Here is a 22,042-nt window from a genome sequence, read left to right on the forward strand (position 1 = left end):
CGGTCGCCAGGAAGGACTTCACCCCATGACGCTCGAAACCCCCGCCGCCCGTTCCGATCGCGGCGTACCGCTGTCCCCGGCGCAGCAGGCCGCCCTGCTGCCGGAGCGACTGGCCCGCATCACCGCCGCGAATGTGTTCCTGGCACTGGAGATTCCGGCCGCCCTCGCGGACGGCGTGGCGGCGCGCACGGCCGAAGTTCTTGCCGCGCACGAGATCCTGCGCACGGTCTACCCGGATGACCGCCGGGTCCCGTACCAGCGGGTGGAGTCCACCCCCTCCGGTGCCGCCGACATCATCGAAATCGGCGACGCCGCACTGACTCCCGCACTGCTGACCGACGCCGGTCACGCCTTCAACCTGGCAACCGAATTCCCCGTCCGCATCCGGCTCTACCGCCTCCCCGACCGCGCCGTCCTCTCCCTCACCGCGCACCCGGTCGCCGCGGACGACCGCACCCTGGACCTGCTGGCGCAGCAGCTGCTCGCGTCCGGCCCGATCCCGGCCGCCGCCCAGTACCGCGAATTCACCGCCGATCAGGTGAAAGCCCTGACCGCCAAGGACGATTCACTCACCTTCTGGACCGAACGCCTCGCCAATCTCCCCGAACAGCTCCTGCTGACCGGCAAGCGCCCTGCCCTGCCCCGCAGCGCTCGTGCCGTGGTGGAGATTCCGGCAGCCACGGTCGCCGCGCTGACCCCGGACCTGTCCACCGCATCGGCCACCGCCGCACCCGTTGCCGGTGTCGAGCCTGCAGCCGTGGACGCGCCTGTCACCGGTGCCGGAGCTGTCGCGGCGCTCGGTGGTGAGCCGGGCGCGGCATCGCTTGCCCTGTTGACCGCGCTCATCGGTGCGGCGCTGCGTGAACTCGGGGCGAGCACCGGCATTCCCGTCGGCATCGCGTCGGCGGCGCGGTCGGATGGCAGCGCGGATGTGCTCGGCAATTTCGCCAACTATCTAGTGCTGCCGGTGGATTCGCCGCGCGGCGGCGCGCCGCGCGAACTGGTCGGCGCGGCCTCGCGGCTGCTGGTCGAGGCGTACGCGCATGCCGGTACTCGGATCGAGCGGCTGACGCATCAGCTGCGTGGTCCGGGTGCGGCGGCGCAGGGTGGACTGTTCCAGGTGCTGGCCGGGGTGCGCGCGGGCGTGTTCGAGGTCGCCACCGGTGACGGTGTCGCTCGTGAGATCGCTCGCGCGGTGGCTCGTCCGCACGGTGTGGATTTGATCGTGGACGCGATCGAGACCGCGTCCGGTTGGACCGTGACCGTCGATTTGGCCGAGGAATTGTCCCGCCGCCACTCGGCCGGTGAGTTCGCTCGCCTGCTGGCGCGCACCGCCGAATCCTGGTCGGCTGCACCCGATACCGCGACGGATGCGGGGGAGGTGCCGCCGAGCGCCTGGTTCGTGGCGGATGACGATTCCCTCGATCTGGACCCGCTGGCCATCTCCGGCCTGGGTGGTCCGCCGCAGAACGATGCCGAGCGGGCCATCGCCGACGCGCTGCGCGAGATCCTCGACCTCGATGACGAGGACGAGGTCGGCCGCGAGGACAATTTCTTCGCGCTCGGCGGTGACAGTGTGGCCGCGCTGCGCTTCGTCACCGTACTGACCGAGCAGGGTCATATTCTCGACGTGCAGAAGGTGTTCGAGTTCCCGGCCGTGTACGAGATGGCCGAGAACCTCACCGCCGAAAGCGCCTCCGCGCAGCCCGAGCCGGTGGCCGAAGTCGCGCCGATGGCCGCCTCCGGTCTCGACGCCGCCGCCCTGAGCGCGCTCGCCGGAAAGCTCGCTGCCCGGTGACCGTGCAGATTCTCGATGTAGTCGCGCTGTCCCCGCTACAGCGCGGCCTGTATTCGGTCAGCGTCGCCTCGGGCGCGGTCGATCCGTACCTGGTCACCTTCGCGGTGCGGGTCGAGGGCCTGGCCGAACTGTCAACGCTGCGTGCGGCTTTCGATCAATTGCTGGACCGCTACCCGCATCTGGGCGGCGCGGTGCTGACCGACGGCCTGCCGCATCCGGTACTTGTCACCACCGATGCCGGGCGCATCGGCTGGCGTGAGTTGGATCTGCGCTCCGCCGCCGATCCGGAAGCCGCTGCGCACCAGCTGTATTGGGATGAGGGCCGCCGCCGCATCGACCTCGATGCCGGGCCGCTGTTCCGCGTGGTCGCCGCGCGGGTGGGTGAGCACGACTACGAATTGGTCTGCACCGCACACCACATCATCATCGACGGCTGGTCCATCCCTCTGCTGTTCGCGGACCTCATCGCGCTGCACAGCGGTGCGGGCGCGAGCCTGCCGCCCGCCCCGCCGCTGCGCGAGCACGCCGCCTGGCTGGCGAGCCGCGATACCGCCGCCTCCATCGAGGTGTGGCAGCGCGCCCTGCACGGCCTGGCCCCGATGTCCATGCTCGCGGCCCCGGCCCCCGCCGATATCCCGGTGCTCGGCGAAGCCCGCTTCACCCGCGACGACACCGAACGCGTCACCGCCTGGGCGCGCAGCCGGGGCCTGACCCTCAACACGGTCCTGCAAATGGCCTGGGCCAGAGTGCTTTCCGGCCTCACCGGCCGCGACGACGTGGTCTTCGGCCAAACCACCTCCGGCCGCGACGCCTCCCTCCCCAATGCCGAACGCCTGGTAGGCGCACTCGTCACCACCATCCCGGTCCGAGTCCGCCTCGACGATCGCGCTCCCGCCGACATCGGCGTAGCCCTGCAACGTGAGGTCGCGCAACTCCGCGCCCACGAATACCTCGGCATCGCCGAAATCACCCGCCACACCGGCGGCAGCCAACTCTTCGACACCCTCCTGGTCTTCGAGAACACCCCCCTGGGCGCGGTAACCGCCGACATGCCCATGGGCCACGGCGCTCGCTTGAAGCCCCGCCGAGTAGATTCCCCCAGCCACTACCCAATCGCGGTGGTCCCGGTCGTCGAGAACGGCGAACTCATCACTCGCGTAGAAATCCGCCCCGACCTGATCACCCGCTTCCACCCCGACCGCCTCGCCCACCGCATGCTCGCGGTGGTGGCGCGCCTGGTCGACGCCGATTCCGCCGCCGATGTAAGCCTCCTCCTCGACGACGAACCCGCCGCCCTCGCCTCCAATCCCGCAGCGCAGCCTTCCCCCAATCTCGAGGCAAACACTTCCCCCGACCTCGCGGCGGATCCTTCCCCCGTCATCCCGGCGCGCTTTTGGCCGGGATCCACACCGGAAGTACTCCAACAGGATTCGGTGGATTCGGGCCAGGAGCACGCCGGAACGGCAGATGGGGACGCGTTCGAGGCCATCTCGCCTCATGCGCTCGTCTCCGATGTGCTCCTCGCCGCCGCTGACCGCTCCGCCGATGCGGTCGCCGTGATCGATGCCGACGGCGAGCACTCGTTCGCTGAATTCGGTTCGGCGGTGCGGACTCTCGCGGCCGCGCTACAGGCGAGCGGTGTGCGCCCCGGTGATTCGGTGGCCGTGGTGCTGCCGCGCGATCGCCGAGTTCTGCACGCGCCCTTCGCCATTGCGCATGCGGGCGGTATCTGCGTTCATGTCGACCCGGGCACTCCGGCCGACCGGCTCGCCTATCTGCTGGAGACTTCCGGCGCTCGCCTGGTGCTCGGTGACGAGGCGCTGGTGGATGTGCTGGTGCAGGTCCGCGCGCAGGATGTGGATTTCGTGCACGGCGTCACCACCGGCACCGGTGAACTGCGTCTTCTCGGTGCGGCGCTGAACGATTCGACCGCACCGGTCGAGGCCACGCGCGGCGAGCTGTCCGTCGCGAACTCGGCCGTGCCGTTCTATGTCATCTTCACCTCGGGCACCACCGGTCGCCCGAAGGGTGTTGTGGTGCCGCACGGTGCGCTGCTGAGCCACTGGGCCAATCATGAGCGGCGGATCTTCGCGCCCGCCGCCGAACGGCTCGGCAGGCAACTGCGCATCGGGCACGGCTGGTCGACGGGGTTCGATGCCGCGTGGCAGCCGACGGTCGCGCTGTTGAGCGGGCATACCGTGGTGATGCTGGGGGAGCAGGCGCGCACCGACGCCGAGCAGATCGCCGCCGCCATCGCGCGGCACGGGATCGATATTTTCGACACCTCGCCGTCGATGTTGCCGCGGCTCATCGCTTTCGGGTTGTTCACCGAACGGGACGGTGTGGAGCACTGCCCGCTGGCGGTGCTCGCGCTCGGCGGTGAGGCGATCAACCCGGACACCTGGAAGCGGTTGCAGGGCTTGCCCGATACCCGGGTCATCAATTTCTACGGTCCGACCGAGGCGACCGTCGAAGCGCTGATGGCCGATGTGCACGACCATATTTCGCCGACCATCGGCCGCACCTTCGACCGGATGACCGCCGAGGTGCTCGATCACCGGCTGCGCCCGGTGCCGCCGGGTGGTCTGGGCGAGCTGTATCTGTCCGGCCCTCAGCTGGCGCTCGGCTACCTGGATCGCCCCGCGACCACGTTCGCCGCCTTCGTGGCGGGCCCGAACGGAAAGCGTTATCGCACCGGCGATCTGGTGCGCCGCGCCGACGACGGCACCGTCATCTACGAGGGCCGCGCCGATAAGCAGGTCAAGATCAACGGCTATCGGGTGGAGCCCGATGAGGCCGCGGTGGTGCTGCGCGAACTCGACGGCGTCGAGAACGCGGCGGTGCTGGCGTACACCGATACCGGCCGCACCCGGCTCGGCGCACTCGTGGTGAGCGCGGTGCCGGTGCCGCAGCTGCGCGCGGGCCTGGCACAGCGCCTGCCCCGCTTCCTGGTGCCCACGCGCATCGTCGCGGTGCCCGAGATCCCGTTGAACAGCAACGACAAATTGGATGTGCACGCCGCGACGGCCCTGCTCACCGCACAGGTGGCCGGATCCGGCGGCAGCGAGCCCGGCACCGATACCGAGCGCACCCTGCTCGGCGTGGTCTCCGCGCTGGGCGCGGCGGGCACCGGCCCGGGTATTACCGACAGCCTGGTCGATCTCGGTATCGACAGCATCGGCGTCATCGATCTCGTATCCCGTTTGCGCGGTGCGGGTTTCCGCGTCGCTGCCCGGGATGTGATGGCAGCCGGTGATCTCCGCGAGCTCGCGGCGCGCCTGGACGAACTCACGGCGGCGGGGGAGGATCGCACGGCCGCGGAGGTCACGCCCGCCGGTACCGTGCTCCCGCTGACGTCATTGGCGAACGAGATCATCACCAACGGCGACTACCGCTATCTGGCGCAGTCCCAAGTGATTTCGCTGCCCGACGATGCGACCGCGGCGGCCGTCGCCGAACGCCTGTCCGCGCTGGCCACCGCGCACCCGACCTTGCGTTCCCGCCTCATCACCACCGCGACGGGCCCCGCCCTGCTGGTCGAGGAACTCGCCCCCACCTCGGCGTGGCTTACCGAAGCCGACGGAACCGCTACGCCCGCAACGTATCTCACCGAGACGGTGGCTCGCCTCGATCCGGAAGCGGGCCGCATGCTGGCCGCCACCATCCTGGCCGGTCCGCAACGCCGCCTACTGCTGTCCATCCATCATCTGGCCGTGGACGTGGTCTCCTGGCTGATCCTGGTGGATGACCTGCGCCGCCTCGAACAGGGCGATCTGCCGTTGAACGAGGAGCCCTACGGCGAAACCGATTCCGCGACGGTGACTTCCGGTATCGATATCCTCGGCACGCCGCTGGCGGGTCAACTCACCGATCCGGCGCGCGATCGCGCGGGCAAGGTCACCCAGCGAGTGGTGGAGTTGGGCGCGGACCGCACCGAACAGCTACTGGCGGAGTGCACCACGGCGGGCGTTCCACTGGAAGACGCCCTGATCCTGGCCTGCGCCGGCACCTTCCCGGATATCGCGGACGCGGGCGGCCGCATCGCGGTCACCCGCGAATCCCACGGCCGCCCGGACGATGACGATTCCCGCCGCGTCGGCTGGTTCACCGTCGAGGAGACCGTCCTGGTCCCGGTCGCAGCCGCGGACTGGACCCCGGGCGCACCCGTCCCGGACCTGTCCGATCGCACCTTCGCCGCGCGCGGCCAATTGCGCATCAACCACCTGGGCCGTTTCGACGTACTCCAATTCGGCACCGGCCCTTGGTCGCCCGCGCCGCTGGCGGAGTTCACCGGCGAATTCGGCGTGGCCGCGCATCCGGATCTGCCGCTGCGTTTCAGCGTGGACATCACCACCGCCGTGGTGCCCCGGGACGGCCGCCCGTCCCTGGTCGCGCAATTCGATGTGAACACCGCCGTGCTCGACGGCCTGGCGGTCGACGCGCGCGCCGAGCGCTGGGCCGAAGTGCTGTCGGGTTTCGTCCGGGAGTGAGAGCGCAGCCGCATAACTGAAGAGTTCGCCCGGCACCGAGGGTTGGTGCCGCGGCGAAGAATTCGCAGGGGTTGAGGGGCTCGTGCGGGGTCGTGAATGGGACCCATCGGAAGTGATCCGGTGGGTCCCATCGGCGTATTCGCTTGTCAGAGGCCCGTAATCAGCTATTTAGGTTAGCCAAACCACACCCCTTCACCGCGCCTGCGGCCATGGGCTACCATCCCTATGAAGTTAGGCAAGCCTACCTTTGGTGTCAGGCCCGAGGCGGAACATTCGCAGGATGAGGAGTTCGATGCTCGACAAGGCTGGGATTCGCGCAATCGTGGCGGCTGCGCTGGACGTCGCCCCCGAATCGATCGGCGATGACGACGATCTCGTCAGCCTGGGCATGCACTCCATGAAGCTCATGCACCTGTCCGCCAAATGGCGTAAGCAGGGCTATGAGGTGCGCAGCTCCGCCCTCGCCCTGGAACCGACACTCGCCGCGTGGACCTCGCTGCTCGGCGCGGGCCAGGTCGCCGCCGAATCCGATTCGGCCGCTGCCGAATCCGCGACGGCCCCCGCCGCGAACGGCTCCGCCGCTGCCGAGGCCCCGGCCCCCGGCAGCGAATTCCCCCTGGCCACCATGCAGCACGCCTACTGGATGGGCCGCCGCCAGGATCAGGCCCTCGGCGGCGTCGCCGCCCACCTGTACGTCGAATTCGACGGTGACGGACTCGATCCCGAACGCCTGCGCCGCGCCGTGACCCGCCTGGTGCACCGGCACGAGCAGCTGCGCGCCCGCTTCACCGACAGCGGCACCCAGCAGACCCTGCCCGAACCGCTGCGCCCGATCTTCGAAGCCCTCACCCTGAGCGCCGATTCCGAGGCCGATGAGCTGGAACGCCTGCGCCAGGCCAAGAGTCATCAGCGCATGGATGTCGAGGCCGGACAGGTCATCGATATCGCGCTGTCGCTGCTGTCCGGCGGTGGTCACCGCCTGCACGTGGATGTGGATATGCTCGCCGCCGACGCGCAGAGCTACCGCCGCATCCTGGAGGATCTGGCGACCCTGTACGAGACGGACGCCGACCTCACCGAATCCCTGGATTACACCTTCCGCGCCTACCTGGCCGCGAAAGAGCAGGCCGCCCCGGATAATTCGGCCGATCGCGACTGGTGGGCGAGCCGCCTGGGCGAGCTGCCCGGCATTCCGGCCCTGCCCGTGCTGCCCGAGGCCGAGCGCCGCGACCCGAGCCGCAGTGTGCGCCTGCACCACTGGTTCGATCCGGCCGCCCGGCAGCGCCTGAACAAGAACGCGCACGGCCACGGCGTGACCCCCGCCGTCGCACTGGCCACCGTCTTCTCCGAGGCCATCGCCCGCTGGTCGGCGCGGCAGCGCTTCCTGCTCAATGTGCCGCTGTTCAACCGCGAACCGCTGCACGACGATATCGACCGCGTGGTCGGCGACTTCACCAATTCGGTACTGGTGGACGTGGACGCCACCCGCGCCGAATCCATGGTGGATCGCGCCAAGCGACTACAGCGCGAATTGCACACCTGCGCGGCGCATTCGGAGTACGAGGGCCTGGACGTCCTGCGTGATCTGGGCCGCCTGCACGGTGCGCCGGTCACCCCGTCGGTGGTCTTCACCTCCGGCCTGGATCTGGGCGAACTCTTCTCAGACCGCGTGCTGCGCGTCTTCGGCGCGCCGGTGTGGATCATCTCCCAGGGCCCGCAGGTCGATCTGGACGCCCAGGTCGTGGAACTCAACGGCGGCCTGCTGGTGAACTGGGATCTGCGCCGCGACGCCCTCCCCGAGGGCGTGGCCGATGCCATGTTCACCGAATTCCGCTCCCTGCTGGACGGTTTGGTGGCCGACGACGCGGACTGGACCGCGGATCTGTCCATCGCCCTGCCGCAGGCGCAGCGCGATATCCGCGATCACGTCAATGCCACCGACCTCGAACTCGGCGGCCCGCGCACCCTGCACGAAGCCTTCTTCACCCTCGCCGAGCGCCACCCCGAGCGCCCCGCCCTGTGCTGGGACGCACAGGCCGTCGGCTCTCCCGATGAGCTCGCCGTGCGGGATTCGGCAGGTGCGGGTGTGCACGACGCGGCGAGCACCGGTGCCCTCACCTACGGCGAGCTGGCCGGTGAAGCACTGGCCGTCGCGCACGCGCTGACCGAGGCCGGGGTGTGTCCCGGTGACACCGTCGCCGTCATGATTCCCAAGGGGCACAGGCAGATTCCGGCCGTGCTCGGCGTGCTCGCCGCGGGTGCGACGTACCTGCCGATCAGCACCGCGCAGCCGCAGGCGCGCCGCGATCGCATTCTGGCGCGCGGTGGCGCGCGGGTGATCCTGCTGGAGACCCCGGCCGAACTGCCCGCCGACGTGAGCCCGCTGCTGCTCGCCGACGCCGTCGCGGGCCCGCGCGTGGAAGCCGCGCACGTCGCGGACGCCGATTCGATCGCGTACGTGCTGTTCACATCCGGTTCGACCGGTGAGCCCAAGGGTGTGGAGGTGAGCCACCGCGCGGCGGCCAACACCATCGACGCCATCATCACGCACTTCGACCTGGGCGCGGACGATCACACCGTCGGCCTGTCCGCGCTGGAGTTCGACCTGTCGGTATTCGATATCTTCGCCCCGCTCTCCCTGGGCGGCGCGGTGGTCGCGGTCGAGGCGAGCATCGAACGCGATGCCGTGGCCTGGTCCGCGCTCATCGCGGAAACCGGTGTGACGGTGGTGAATGCCGCGCCCGGCCTGATCACCATGCTGCTCGATACCGCCGCACCCGAGCAATTGCGCACCGTGCGCGTGGTCATCACCGGTGGCGACCGGGTGAAATCCCAGCAGGGCCACCGCTTCCGGGAAGTCGTGCCGGGCGTGCGTTTCGCGGGCCTGGGCGGCACCACCGAGACCGCCATCCACTCCACCATCTGCGAGGTCACCGACCTCTACCCGGCCGACTGGGCGAATGTCCCCTACGGCACGCCGATGGCGAATGTCCGCTGCCGCGTGGTCAATTCGCGCGGCGAGGACTGCCCCGACCACGTCCCGGGTGAGCTGTGGATCGGCGGCGTCAGCGTGGCCGACGGCTACCGCGGCGATCCGGAGCGCACCGCCGACCGCTTCGTCACCGTGGACGGCATCCGCTGGTACCGCACCGGCGATATGGCCCGCTACCTGCCGGACGGCACCCTGGACTTCCTGGGCCGCGCCGACCACCAGGTGAAGATCCGCGGTTTCCGCGTCGAACTCGGCGAGGTCGAGTCCGCGCTGGCTGCCCAGCCGGGTATCGGCGAAGCCGTTGCGCTGGTGACGGATTCGGGCCGCCTGGCCGCGATCGCCGCGTTCACCGCGGGCGGTAAGCATGCCGCCCCGGAGCATGCCCCGTCCATCGAGTCCGTCACCGCCGGACTCCGGGAACTGTTGCCCGCGCACATGATTCCGGAAATCCTGGAACTGGTTCCCGCGATCCCGTTGACCGGCAACGGCAAACTGGATCGCGCCGCCATCCGCCGCATGGTCGCCGCCGGTGACGATGCCGTCGCCGACAGTTACCTCGCCCCCGAGACCGCGCTCGAGGCGGCCGTCGAATACATCGCCGCCATGGTGCTCGGCATCGAGAAGTTCGGCGTGACAACCGATTTCTTCGATATCGGCGGCAATTCGATTCTCGCCACCACCCTCACCGCGAAACTGCGCGGCCTACTGGCGGTGGAACGCTTCGGCGTCACCGCGGTGCTCGAGGGCCGCACCGTGCGGGGCATCTGCGCCGCGCTGCTGGCCGCCGAGCCCACCCCGGACCGGCTGGACCAGGTGTCCCGCATTCTGCTCGAGCTCGCCGAGATCCCGAATCCGGAACCGGTCGCCGCGCTCTGATCGGTTCCATCCGATAGCGCACTGATCGGTGTCGCGTACCGGAATCCGGTGCGGTGCAGGGTTTCTCGAAAGAACAAGGATTGGTTTCACCTGATGAAGTCGCTGGAAGACCTACAGGCAGCAATGGCGGCCCGGCTCGCGAGCGCGGGCCTGGCCGCCGCCCCCGCGGTACCGGTGCGCCGCGATCCGACGCGCGCGCCCCTGTCCTTCGGACAGCGCAATGTGTGGGCGCATCAGCAGATCGCTCCCGACAGCGCCGCCTACAACCTCTGTCTGGCACTGACTTTCGACGGTGAGGTGGACGGTCCGGCCCTGCACCGCGCCTTCCTGGCCCTGGTGCGCAAGCACGAGGTGCTGCGCACCACCTACCACAATGACGAACACGGCGACCCGTACCAGCTCATCCACGACGGCCTGCCGCCCCGCATCACCGAGATCGACCTCACCGCAACCGATCCCGCCGAGGCGGACCGGCGACTGGCCGAACTGACCCGGGCCGCCGCGTACGAGACCTTCGACCTGTCCACTGAATCCTCCCTGCGCGTGACCTTCGCCCGCACCCGCCCCGATCGCCTGGTGGCGCTGCTGGTCATCCAGCACATCGCCTGGGACGGTATGACCCTGCCCGCGCTCTCGCCCGATATCGAGAACTTCTATCGGCAGGCGCGCACCGGTGACATCACGGTGGAACCGCTGCGACTCCAGGTCGCCGACTTCGCCGAATGGGAGCAGGACCGCTACCGCGACGGCGACCACTCCGCCGAAATGGAGTTCTGGGCAAGCCAATTCGACGGTGAAGTACCCGAACTTCAGCTGCCGTACGATCGCCGCCCGGTCGCCGTCACCGAACGCGGTGACCGCTTCGACCGTCTGCTGGGCGCGCAGGCGGACGCCAACCTGCGCAGGCTCGCCGCCGATCTGCGCAGCACCCCCTTCTCGGTCTTCCTGGCCGCCTACTATCTGGCGCTGCGCCAGACCACCGGCCAGCGCGACATCGTGGTCGGCACCACCGTCGCCAATCGCGAGGAGTCCGGTCAGGAACTGCTGATCGGGAACCTGTCCAATATGATTCCGCTGCGCTTCACCGGCGCGGGCGCGCACACCTTCGCCGAACTGGTGAACCAGGTGCGCGCCACCACCACCGAAGCCTTCCGGCACAAGCATTTTCCGCAGGAGGGCATCATCCGGGCGGCCAATAGCGCCACCGGACATATCGGTTCCAAACTGTTCGACACCATGGTGCTGTTCCTGCACCAGAAGATCGACGGCCCGCAACTGCCGGGCGCGGTCACCAGCTGGGAACTGATCGACAATGGCGGCGCACTGCTGCCGCTGGTGGTCGAGACCTTCATGCACGCCGATCGCACCGACGTCCAGATCACCTACCGCACCGACCTTTTCGACCACGGCACCATCGAGCGCCTGCACGAGTACATCGAACAGGTGCTCGCCGCCGCCACCCCCGGCGCGACCCTGACCGCGCTGGAAACCCTCTCCGCCTCCGATCGCGCCCGCCTGGACGACTGGTCGCACGGTGACCGCCCCGCCATCACCCCCGACACCATCGACGCCATGATCCGGACCTCCGCGCAGGAGCATCCCGAGCGAGTCGCGGTGATCTTCGAGGACACCGAACTCGACTACGCCGAATTCGATTCGCGCGTCAACGGACTCACCCGCATGCTGCGCGATCGCGGTGTCCGCAACGGCGACCGCGTCGGCGTCTACGCCGAACGCAGCGAATGGCTCCCCGTCGTCTTCGCCGCCGTCCTGCGCACGGGCGCGGTCTACGTCCCCGCCGACCCGAGCTACCCGCTCGACCGCATCGAATACATGCTCGGCGATGCGGAGCTGTCCCTGCTGATCAATACGGTTGGCGCTGATTCCCCCCGTCATCCGGGCGTGTATCTGGCCGGGATCCACGGCCTCGAATCATCCTCCACCGGTGTGGATTCCGGCCGAGAGCGCGCCGGAATGACGGAGACTGGTCTGCCGCTCCTGGACCTGGCCGCCCCGGATGTCCGCGCCGAGCTGGCCGCCACCGACGGCTCACCGGTCCGTGCCGAGGAACTGGCCCGGCCCGTCCACCCGCTGGACGCCGCGTATCTGCTGTACACCTCGGGCACCACCGGCCGTCCGAAGGGCGTGGTCATCCATCACCGCGCCATCGCGAACCATGTGCAGTGGATGCGCGACTACCTCGGCTTCGGGCAGGAGCGCATTCTGCAGAAGGCGCCGATCGGATTCGACGTATCGGTGTTCGAACTGGTGAACGCGCTCGGCACCGGCTCGGCAACCGTGCTCCCGCATCCGGAATGGTGGCAGGCGGATGTGGAGGCGCTCGCCGGAATCATCGAGCGGCACCGCGTGACTCAGCTGTCCCTGGTGCCAAGCGTGACCCGCGCCTTCCTCGACGCGGGCCCGGACCCGAAGCGCTTGCAGTCCATGCGCTACGTCTACCTCGGCGGCGAATCCGTGCCGCCCGCGCTGGTGGAAGAGGCCGGCCGGGTGTTCGGCGGCACCGTGCTGGGCCTGTACGGCCCGACCGAGGCCGCCATGGACCTCACCCACGAGGATTTCGCGGGAACCCAGGGCAGCGATGAGATCCGTTCCGCGCTCATCGGCCGCCCCGAATCCAATTCATCGGTGTACGTTCTCGACGAGCAGCTGCGGCAGGTGCCCCCGGGCGTCACCGGTGAGCTGTACCTGGGCGGCGTACAGCTGGCCCAGGGCTACCACCGGCGGCCCGGTCTGAGCGCCGCCACCTTCATGGCCTGCCCGTTCGCCGGAGAGCCCGGGGCGCGGATGTACCGCACCGGCGATATCGTGCGCTGGAATTCCCGTGGCCGCCTGGAATACCTGGGCCGCGTGGACGATCAGGTCAAGATTCGCGGCCACCGCATCGAACTCGGCGAGATCGGCACCACATTGCGCCGCATGCCGGGTATCGGCTCGGCCGCCGCCATCGCACTGCCGCGCGGCAATGACTCGGTGCTGGTCGCCTACTACGTGGCGGAACCGGATTCGGTGTACGCCACCGATTCCGAGACCGCCGTGGCGGGTGCGATTCGTGCCTACCTCTCGGAACGCCTGCCCGAGTACATGATTCCGTCGGCCCTGGTGCGCATGGCCGCGCTCCCGCTCACCGCCAACGGCAAGCTGGACCGGCGCGCCCTGCCCGAACCGGATCTCGGCGGCAGCAGCGGTCACGGCCGCGAACTCGGCGACGGCCCGGAAACCCTTGTCGCCGAAGCGGTCCGCCAGGTGCTCAACCTCGGCGACGATCTCGCCCTGGCCGCCGATGACGACTTCCTGGCCCTGGGCGGCGATTCCATCACCGCCATCCGCATGGCCTCGGCCCTGAAGAAGCGCGGCCTGGCCATCACCACCAGCGCCCTGTTCGACGCCCGCACCATCGCCGCCATCGCCGCCGCGACCACCCCGATCCTCGACACCGGAGCGCCCGCGCTCATCGGCGCGGGCGCGGACACCGGCTGGATCCCGCTCAACCCGATCGCCGCCATGCTCGTCGAAAAGGTCGGCGAATACACCGGATACAGCCAGGCCACCGCCGTGGTGACTCCGGCGGGAGCGACCGCGGAACAGCTCACGGCCACCATCGCCGCATTGCTCGATCGCCATCCGCTGCTCCGCGCCCGCCTCGGCTCGGAGACCACGGAAGGCGCTCTCGCCTACTACGTCCCGGCGGTCGGCGAGGCGTACCCGCCCGTCGAGCTGATCGAGGTCGTGATCGATGGCGACGATTGGGAACTCAGTGCGGGCGAGGTGCTTCAGGCGCATCTGCACGAGGTCGGAGCCGCACTCGATCCGGCCGCCGGTCGGATGGTCGGTGCGGTGTGGGCGCGTACGCCCGATTCCGCCACCGGCCGCCTGCTGCTGGTGATCCACCACCTGGTGGTGGACGGCGTCTCCTGGCGCATCCTGCACGACGATCTGCGTGGCTTGTGGCAGGACGGCGCGCTGGAGCCGGAGACCGGCACCTCGGTGCACACCTGGAACAGCAACCTGGTGCACTACGCCCAAAGTGATGCTCTGGCAGCGGAATTGCCGCGCTGGCAGGAGGTCGCCGCGGCGGCCGATCCGCTGCTCGGCACGCGTCGCGTCGATCCGGTCGTGGACACCGTCGCCACCCTGCACGAGGTCACCGCCGAGCTCGACGCCGATGACACCCAGCTGCTGAGCACGCTCGGCGCGCAGGTGTTCGGCTGCGACTTCCTGGATATCCAGGTCGCCGCGCTGGCCGTGGCGGTACACCGGTTCCGGCGTTCGCACGACAATGACGCCGATACCGTCGCGCTCACCATGGAGCGGCACGGTCGCGTCGAAACCCTTTTCGCCGGAGCCGATCTGGCCAATACCGTGGGCTGGTTCACCAGCGCCTACCCGGTCGCGCTGAACGTGCTGCGCGGCGGCGAGGCCGATATCGTGGACGCGGTCAAGGCGGTCAAGGAACAGCTGCTCGCGGTGCCGGACTCCGGTATCGGCTGGGGTCTGCTGCGCTGGCTGAACCCCGCCGCCAAGGCCGAGCTGGAAGTTCACGCGGCCCCGCAGATCAGCTTCAACTACATGGGCCGATTCACCGTCGCCGATAACGCCGACACCGTCGAACCTTGGGATGCCGCACCGGAATTCGGCTATCTGGGCGGCCACGCCGACCCGGCCATGCCGGTCCCGGCCGTACTGGATGTCAACACCGTGAGCATCGCCGACGGCGACCGCACCGGTCTGCGCGCCTCCTTCCGCTTCCCGGCGGGCGTGCTCACCGACGCCGATGTGCACGAACTCGCCGACCTGTGGACCGGCGCACTGCGCGATCTGTCGAAGACGGTGCGCGACAACCCGGTTCGCCAGCCCACCCCCAGCGATGTGCTGGCGCGCGGCGTCACCCAGCTGGACCTGGACCGCTGGCAGACCCTGTACGGCGCGTTCGCCGATGTGCATCCGCTCGCGCCCATGCAGGCCGGGCTGTACTTCACCGCACTCGGTTCCGGCGGTAAGGATTTCTACAATGTGCAGACCATGATCGCCGTGCGCGGCGACCTGGAACTGCCACGCCTGACCGCCGCGCTGGACACCGTCCTGAACCGCTATCCCAATCTGCGCGTTGCGATTTCGGTCTCGCACGCCGGCCAGCCGTACGCACTGGTCAACGAGCATATGGACTTCCCGGTGCGCGAGGTCGACTTCGCGGGCCGGACCGATTCCGATGAGCGACTGCGCGATTTCCTGCTCGCCGATCAGGGCGAACAGTTCGATCTCTCGCGCGGCCCGCTCACCCGCGTCACCGTCGTGCACCTGCCCGAGGCGGTGCACATGCTGGTGCTCACCTCGCATCACCTGCTCACCGACGGCTGGTCCGGTCAGCTGCTGCCGCAGGAGATTTTCGCCGCCTACCTCAGCGACGGCACCGCCGCACCGCTCGGCAACCCGGACACCTTCGCCGAATTCCTGGCCCTGACCCAGGATCGGGAGGAGGCGACCGAGGCCGCCTGGTCCGGCTATCTGGACGGCGTGCAACCCTGCCTGGTCGCACCCAACCGGGTGCCCGAGGGCGGCGGCGTGCCCACCGGCCGCTCCGCCGAGATCGACGCGCAGGTGGTGGACCGGCTCACCGAGCTGGCCACCGAACTCGGCACCACCTTCAGCGTCATCTGCCAGCTCGCCTGGGCGAATGTGCTGCGCTACGTAACCGGTTCGGAGACAGCGGTATTCGGTGAGGTCGTCTCCGGACGCCCCGCCGACCTGGACGAGGTCGACAATGCGGTCGGCTGCTTCGCCAACACCATTCCGGTCGCGGTCGGCCTGCGCGGCGATTCCACCTGGCGCGAACAGCTGGCCGAAATCCAGCGCCGCCGTGTCGAACTCATGGAATTCCACCAGTACCGCCTCACCTCGGCCATCCGGGCCACCGGTGTGCGCAAACTGTTCGACTCCATGTTCGTCTTCCAGTCCTACCCGCCCGGCCGGGCCGAACTGGAAAGCCTGCTGGCACAGGCGAACCTGGAACTGGTGACCTTCGAGGGCGGCGGCGCGACCGATAACGCCCTGCTGGTCATGATCTTCCCGGCCAATGAACTGCTGCCCGGCGACGGCGTGCGGGCGGTGGTCTTCTACGCGGAGGACTCCTTCGACGACACCGAGGCCGAGATCATCGAGGCCGCCTTCCACGACACCCTGCGCGCCATCGCCGCCGCCCCGGACACCCGGATCGACGATGCAGCGGTCATCGGCGACGAAGACCACGGCCTGCTGGTGATGCGCCGGATGTGGCAGTGAGCGCCGGACATCCGCGCGCGGAGAAACAGGAGCAAGGACTATGAGCAATACCCTCGGCTGGATCCGCAAATTCCATCGCCCGCGCACGGCGGGCAGCGCGCCACTGGTCATCTGCCCGCACGCGGGCGGCGGCGCGTCCACCTACCGCCCGTTCTCCAAGGCGCTGAGCGAACACTTCGACGTCTCGATCTTCCAGTACCCGGGCCGCCAGGACCGGGCCCGCGAGGCCGCGCTGACCAGCGTGCCCGATATCGCCGCGGGCGCGTTCGCCGAATTCGTGCGCTCCCCGAGCAATAACGGGGAGCCGATCACCGTCTTCGGCCACAGCATGGGTTCGGTCGTCGCCTTCGAATTCGCCAAGCTGGCCGAGAGCGAGGGCATTCCGGTGCGCCTGCTCGCCGTATCCGGCGCGGTCGCACCGTATCGAGTCGTCGATATGCCCAACCATCCCACCGGGGATGAGGAACTGCTGGACCACGTCGGCGGGCTACAGGGCACCGGTGCCGACGTGCTGGGCAACCGTGACCTCATGCGCATGGCGCTGCCCGCGCTCAAGGCCGACTACGCCGCCTTCGACGCCTACGTCTGCGCCCAGGATGTCCAGCTGAACACCCCGCTGCACGTCATGGGCGGCAGCGAGGACGAATTCGTCTCCATCGGCGATCTGTACGGCTGGCAGTCGCACACCCCGCACGAACTCCAGGTGAGCATGTTCGACGGCGGGCACTTCTACCTGCACGACCATGTCACCGCCATCGCGGAAACCCTCGCGGCGGAACCGATCCGGACGGCGGTAGCCCGATGAGCAACGGCGGCGATCCGATCGGCTCGGACAATGGAACGGCGGACAATGGCGCGGCGGGAACCGGCATGACGGGCGGTGCGGAGGATCCGATCGTCATCACCGGGATGGCGATCGAAGCGCCCGGCGGTATCGAGACGCTGGCCCAGTACTGGGAAGCGCTGGCCGAATCGCGCGATCTGATCGGACCCTTCCCGCGTGATCGCGGCTGGCCGCTGGAGAAGCTGTTCGCGCTCGCCGAGACCGAAGGCTGGGGCGAAGTCCGCGACGCGGGCGGATTCCTCGATACCGCAGCCGATTTCGATTCCATGTTCTTCGGCATCACCCCGCGCGAAGCGGTCGCCATGGACCCGCAACAGCGGGTGGCGCTGCGAGTGGCGTGGCGCGCGCTGGAGAACGCGGGCATCAACCCCGCCGCACTCGGCGACGGCGACGACATCGGTTGCTACATGGGCGCTTCCAACACCGAATACGGCCCGCACGGCGCGGAAGTCAACGACTTCACCGGATATCGCGCGGGCGGAGCCGCCATGGGCGCGGTCGCCGGGCGCATCTCCAATGTGCTGGGCCTGGGCGGACCCTCCGTGGTCGTGGATGTGGCCTGCGCATCATCGCTTGCCGCAGTTCACTTGGCCGCCAACGCGATTCGCAACGGCGAATGCGAATGGGCGCTCGCGGGTGCGGCCTGCATCATGGGCTCACCCGGCGCGTTCTTCGAATTCTCCAAGAACAACGCGCTCGCCGCCGACGGCCAGTGCAAGCCGTACTCCGACAACGCCCTCGGCACGCTCTGGGGCGAAGGCGTCGGAGTCGTTGTGCTGGAACGCGAATCGCGGGCACGTGAACTCGGGCACCGCGTCTACGGCCGCCTGCTCGGCTCGCGCATCAACCACAACGGTAGGGGCGCGCCCATCGCGGTGCCCAGCTCCGCCGCACAGGAACGTCTGGTTCGCGCGACCGTGGCCGCCGCCGGAATCGATCCGAACCTGATCGACATGATCGAGGGCCACGGCACCGGCACCGCCGTCGGCGATCCACTGGAATTGACCGCGCTGCAACAGGTTTACGGCACACCCCGGGCCGATGGCAGCAGTCCGCTGCTCGGCTCGGTGAAATCCAATCTCGGCCACGCGCAAGCCGCCGCGGGGCTGCTCGGCCTGATCAAGGTGCTGCTCAGCGGCCTGCACGGGCAGATCGCCCCCACCCGGCACGCGGACAGCCCCAACTCCCGCTTCGACTGGGAGGCCGGAAACCTGCGCCTGGCAGCGAAACTCACCGACTGGGAACCGCGCGACGGCGTTCGCTACGGCGCGGTGTCGTCCTTCGGCGTCAGCGGCACCAATGCGCACGCCGTGCTCGCCATGCCCGTCCTGGAAGAGGAAACCCATGCCTGACTACCGCCTTCCGGACGGCAGCACCCCGATCCTGCTGTCCGCCGAAACCGCCGACGCGCTCGGACGTGAGGCCGCCGCCCTGGTCGCCTACCTGGAGGAGCGGCCGTCGGTCACCCCGGATGCGGTGGCGGACATGCTCTTCCGCACCCGCGCGGCCCGGCGGTACCGGGCGCTCATCGCCGTCACCGACCGTGACAGGCTGATCGAGGCGCTGCACGCGTTCGTCGCCGGGAAGCCGCATCCGGCCGTGACGGCCGGTAACCGCGCCGCGAGCGCACGCCGCATCGCCTACGTCTTCCCCGGTCAGGGCTCTCAGCGGCCCGGTATGGGCGTGCTCTACTACGCGCATTCACCGGTCTTCCGCGCCACCGTCGACGAATGCGACGCGATCTTCCAAGCGCAGCACGGTATTTCGCCGCTGACCTACCTGCTCGACGAGTCCGGTGCCGACTACGGCGTCGAAATGGTTCAGCCCGCACTGTTCATGCAGATGCTGGGCCTGGCCGCCATCTGGCGCGCCGCCGGGGTGGAACCGCATGTCACCGTCGGGCACTCACAGGGTGAGATCGCCGCCGCCGTGGTCTCGGGCATCATCTCGCTCGCCGACGGCGTCCGCGTGGTCACGCTGCGCGCCAACCTGGTCGGCTCACTCGAACGCGAACACGAGTGGAACGGCCAGTGGGCCATGGCCGTGGTCGGGGTCAATCGCGATGAATGCGAGGCGCTGCTGGCCCGCAATTCCGGCTGGGCCGAGCTCGCCGTGGTCAATTCCGCGAACGTGCTCGCCATCTCCGGTGAGCGCCCCGCCGTCTCGGAGCTGGTGGCGACCCTCACCGCACAGGGCAAGTTCGCCAAGGAGATCCGCGTCGAATACCCGGCGCACACCTCCTTCGTCAGCAAGTTCCGCGAGGATCTCGAGAGCACCCTGCGCGACACCCTGGACTCCCCGGTCTTCGCGCCCACCGAGATCCCGTGCCTCGGCGCGACCCTCGGCGAAGCCATCACCCCCGATCTGACCGCCGCCGAATACTGGTACTGGAACCTGCGCAACCGCGTCCGCTTCGACCTCGCCATCGCCGAGGCCGCCGCCCGCGATATCGACATCTTCCTGGAGATCGCCGATCATCCGGCCCTCATGCTCGCCATGCAGGACACCCTCTCCGGCGCGAGCACGGACCGCGACTTCCGCACCATCGGCACCTCCCGCCGCACCGCCGTAGACCTCGCCGAATTCGCCAAGAACCTGGCCCAGGTCGCGGTCCTGGACACGGCCTTCGCCTGGGACACCCTGCGCGACACCACATCCGACGTGCGCCGCCTCCCGCTCCTGGACTTCCCCAACACCCAGACCACCCCGAAACAGCTCTGGGCCCCGTTCAACTACCACCCCGAAGCACCGCAGGGCGTAAATGGATCGACCGGCACCGGCTCGGCATCGGTCGACACGCGCGGCGTCGAAAGTGTCTCCGGCGCGACGAGTTCCGGATCCGCCACCTTCGGTGGCGCTGAATCAGCTGCCGCACAATCCATTTCGACCGCAGAGGGCACCGTCGCACCGCAGCGCCTCGCCGAACGCTGGGTCCGCCTGGACCGCCGCAAACTGGTCCCACCCCGCACCCTGACCGTGATCGACCACACCGGCCGCGCCGCCGACCTCGCCGCCGCGATCGAACAGGCCGCACCCCGCCACGGCGCGAAAGTGGTTGCCGGCAAGCGGGGTATGGCAGACGGGACAGCTGCGTCGGCTGCTGGAACCGGCGTTGCGCCCGCAGCATCGAACGGCGCGGCCGGAACCACCGCCTCCGCGACCGCTGCGAGCACGGGTGGGGGAGCGGGTGCCGTGAGTGCTGCACCAGCCACGTCCGGTACGACCGGCGCGGGTGTCGTCGCCTATGACACGGTCGTCCTTCTGCTGCCGCCGTCGGCGGCTGCCGATATCGCCGCGGCGGTAGGTGAATCCGCTGACTTCGTGGGGGATCGGAGCTGGCTGCCCGACCTCACCGGGGTTCGGGATGTCTGGCTGGTGACCTCCGGTGGTGAGCAGGTGCTCGAGGGTGAGACGCCCGCGATCGCGCATGCCGCCGCACAGGCCGGATTCCGGTGCCTGGCGGCGGAGCATCCGGGTGTCGGCTTCCGGCATCTGGATCTGGCTGCCGGACAGGAGATTCCGGAGGCGGCCAAGGCTGTGCTCGGTGCGATCCATACCTCGGGTGAGCCGGAGCTGGCCGCGCGTGCCGGAGCCTGGTACGGCAAGCGACTGGTCGTGGACGACGCTCCCGGTGACTGCGCGCTCACCCCGGCGGACCTGGCCGAGGTCGTGATCATCGGCGGCACCGGCAAACTCGGCCTCGACTGCGCTGCGGACTTCGCGCGCGCCGGGGCCCGCCGCATCACGCTGATCAGTCGTTCGGGTGGTTCCGCAGAGACCGCCAAGCGGGTGGCGGAATTGAGCGCGCACGGGACGGTCATCAAGATCCGCACCTGTGATGTGACCGATGACGAGGCCGTGCGCTCGCTCGGCGACGATTTCGTGGTCACACCGGTCACGCTGCTGGTGCACGCGGCCGTCGACTACAACGCCGCCGCTGCCGAGGTGAGCCCCGAAACCGTGCTCGCCGCAGCGGAATCCAAGGTCATCGCACTCGACCGGCTGATTCGCGACCTTCCGCTCGCCCCGGATGCGCGCGTGGTGCTGTGCTCCTCGCTCTCGGCCACCATCGGCGGGCGCGGCCACGCCGTCTACGCCGCCGTGAACCGCATGCTGGACGCCGCCGCCACCGGCTACCGCCGCGACGGCATCGGCGTCACCTCCGTGCAGTGGGGACTGTGGCGGGCCGTCGGAGCCGACAATGCCGATGCGGTCGCCCGGATCAGCGGCACCGGCCTGCTGCCCATGGATCCGGCCACGGCCATCGCCGCCGGATTCGCCGCCGCAGGCAACAGCATCGTGGTAGCGGCCGAATGGTCCAAGCTGCGCGCAATTTTCGCGCTCTTCGGCCAGGAGCCGCTGTTCGCGGAGATCCCGGACGCGCCCGCGCAGGTCACGCAACCGCCGGTCGCCCCGGCAACCGTGGCTCCGGTCGCACCCGCCTCCCCGTCGGAGCCCGCGCCCGCACAATCCGCCCCGATCGTCCAGGACATCGCCGGACAGGTCCGCGATGCCCTGCGCTTCGTGATGGGCATGGACAACACCGAACCCATCGACGGCTCCATGCCGCTGGTGGCGCTCGGCCTGGATTCCCTTCAGGCCCTGGACCTGCGCAAGCGCATCGAAGCCGAACTTCAGCGCGATCTGCCGGTCACCGCCATCCTCGGCGGTGCGTCACTGGACGAAGTGGTGTCACTGCTCGACTAGTCAGCACGTCCGAAATAGCAACGCAGCAGGGGGAATAG

At 69.2% G+C, this 22,042-nt stretch carries 7 protein-coding genes; all 7 read left to right on the top strand.

Going from position 1 to position 22,042, the window contains the following annotated elements; all coding sequences use genetic code 11:
- Positions 1-25 precede the first annotated feature (25 nt).
- The 7 genes from ACFC0O_RS28570 (at position 26) to ACFC0O_RS28600 (ending at position 22,004) form a co-directional block, all read left to right on the top strand.
- Positions 26-1,798, top strand: coding sequence for a condensation domain-containing protein (locus ACFC0O_RS28570; RefSeq protein WP_375962980.1), 1,773 nt, complete (start codon positions 26-28; stop codon positions 1,796-1,798).
- Positions 1,795-6,288, top strand: a complete 4,494-nt coding sequence (locus ACFC0O_RS28575) for an AMP-binding protein (protein ID WP_375962982.1) — start codon at positions 1,795-1,797, stop codon at positions 6,286-6,288. Before ACFC0O_RS28570 ends, ACFC0O_RS28575 begins: the two co-directional genes overlap by 4 nt.
- 292 nt (positions 6,289-6,580) lie before the next feature.
- Entirely contained in the window at positions 6,581-10,156 is a 3,576-nt protein-coding gene (locus tag ACFC0O_RS28580; protein ID WP_375962984.1) for an amino acid adenylation domain-containing protein, read from the top strand.
- Between the two features lie 93 nt (positions 10,157-10,249).
- On the top strand, positions 10,250-16,453 hold the full coding sequence (locus ACFC0O_RS28585) for an amino acid adenylation domain-containing protein (RefSeq protein WP_375962986.1): 6,204 nt from the start codon (positions 10,250-10,252) through the stop codon (positions 16,451-16,453).
- Positions 16,454-16,493: 40 nt separating this feature from the next.
- Positions 16,494-17,258 carry a thioesterase II family protein gene (locus tag ACFC0O_RS28590; RefSeq protein ID WP_375962989.1) on the top strand — a complete coding sequence of 255 codons (765 nt, stop codon included), beginning with the start codon at positions 16,494-16,496 and terminating at the stop codon, positions 17,256-17,258.
- Between the two features lie 65 nt (positions 17,259-17,323).
- Positions 17,324-18,649 (top strand): polyketide synthase, encoded by a 1,326-nt coding sequence (locus ACFC0O_RS28595; RefSeq protein WP_375963915.1) that lies wholly within the window; start codon positions 17,324-17,326, stop codon positions 18,647-18,649.
- Positions 18,642-22,004 carry an SDR family NAD(P)-dependent oxidoreductase gene (locus ACFC0O_RS28600; protein WP_375962991.1) on the top strand — a complete coding sequence of 1,121 codons (3,363 nt, stop codon included), beginning with the start codon at positions 18,642-18,644 and terminating at the stop codon, positions 22,002-22,004. The genes ACFC0O_RS28595 and ACFC0O_RS28600 overlap by 8 nt, the downstream gene beginning before the upstream one ends.
- The last annotated feature ends 38 nt before the right edge of the window (positions 22,005-22,042 follow it).

This window comes from Nocardia sp. NPDC056100 (assembly GCF_042266325.1).
In the GTDB taxonomy this organism is placed as follows: Bacteria; Actinomycetota; Actinomycetes; order Mycobacteriales; family Mycobacteriaceae; genus Nocardia.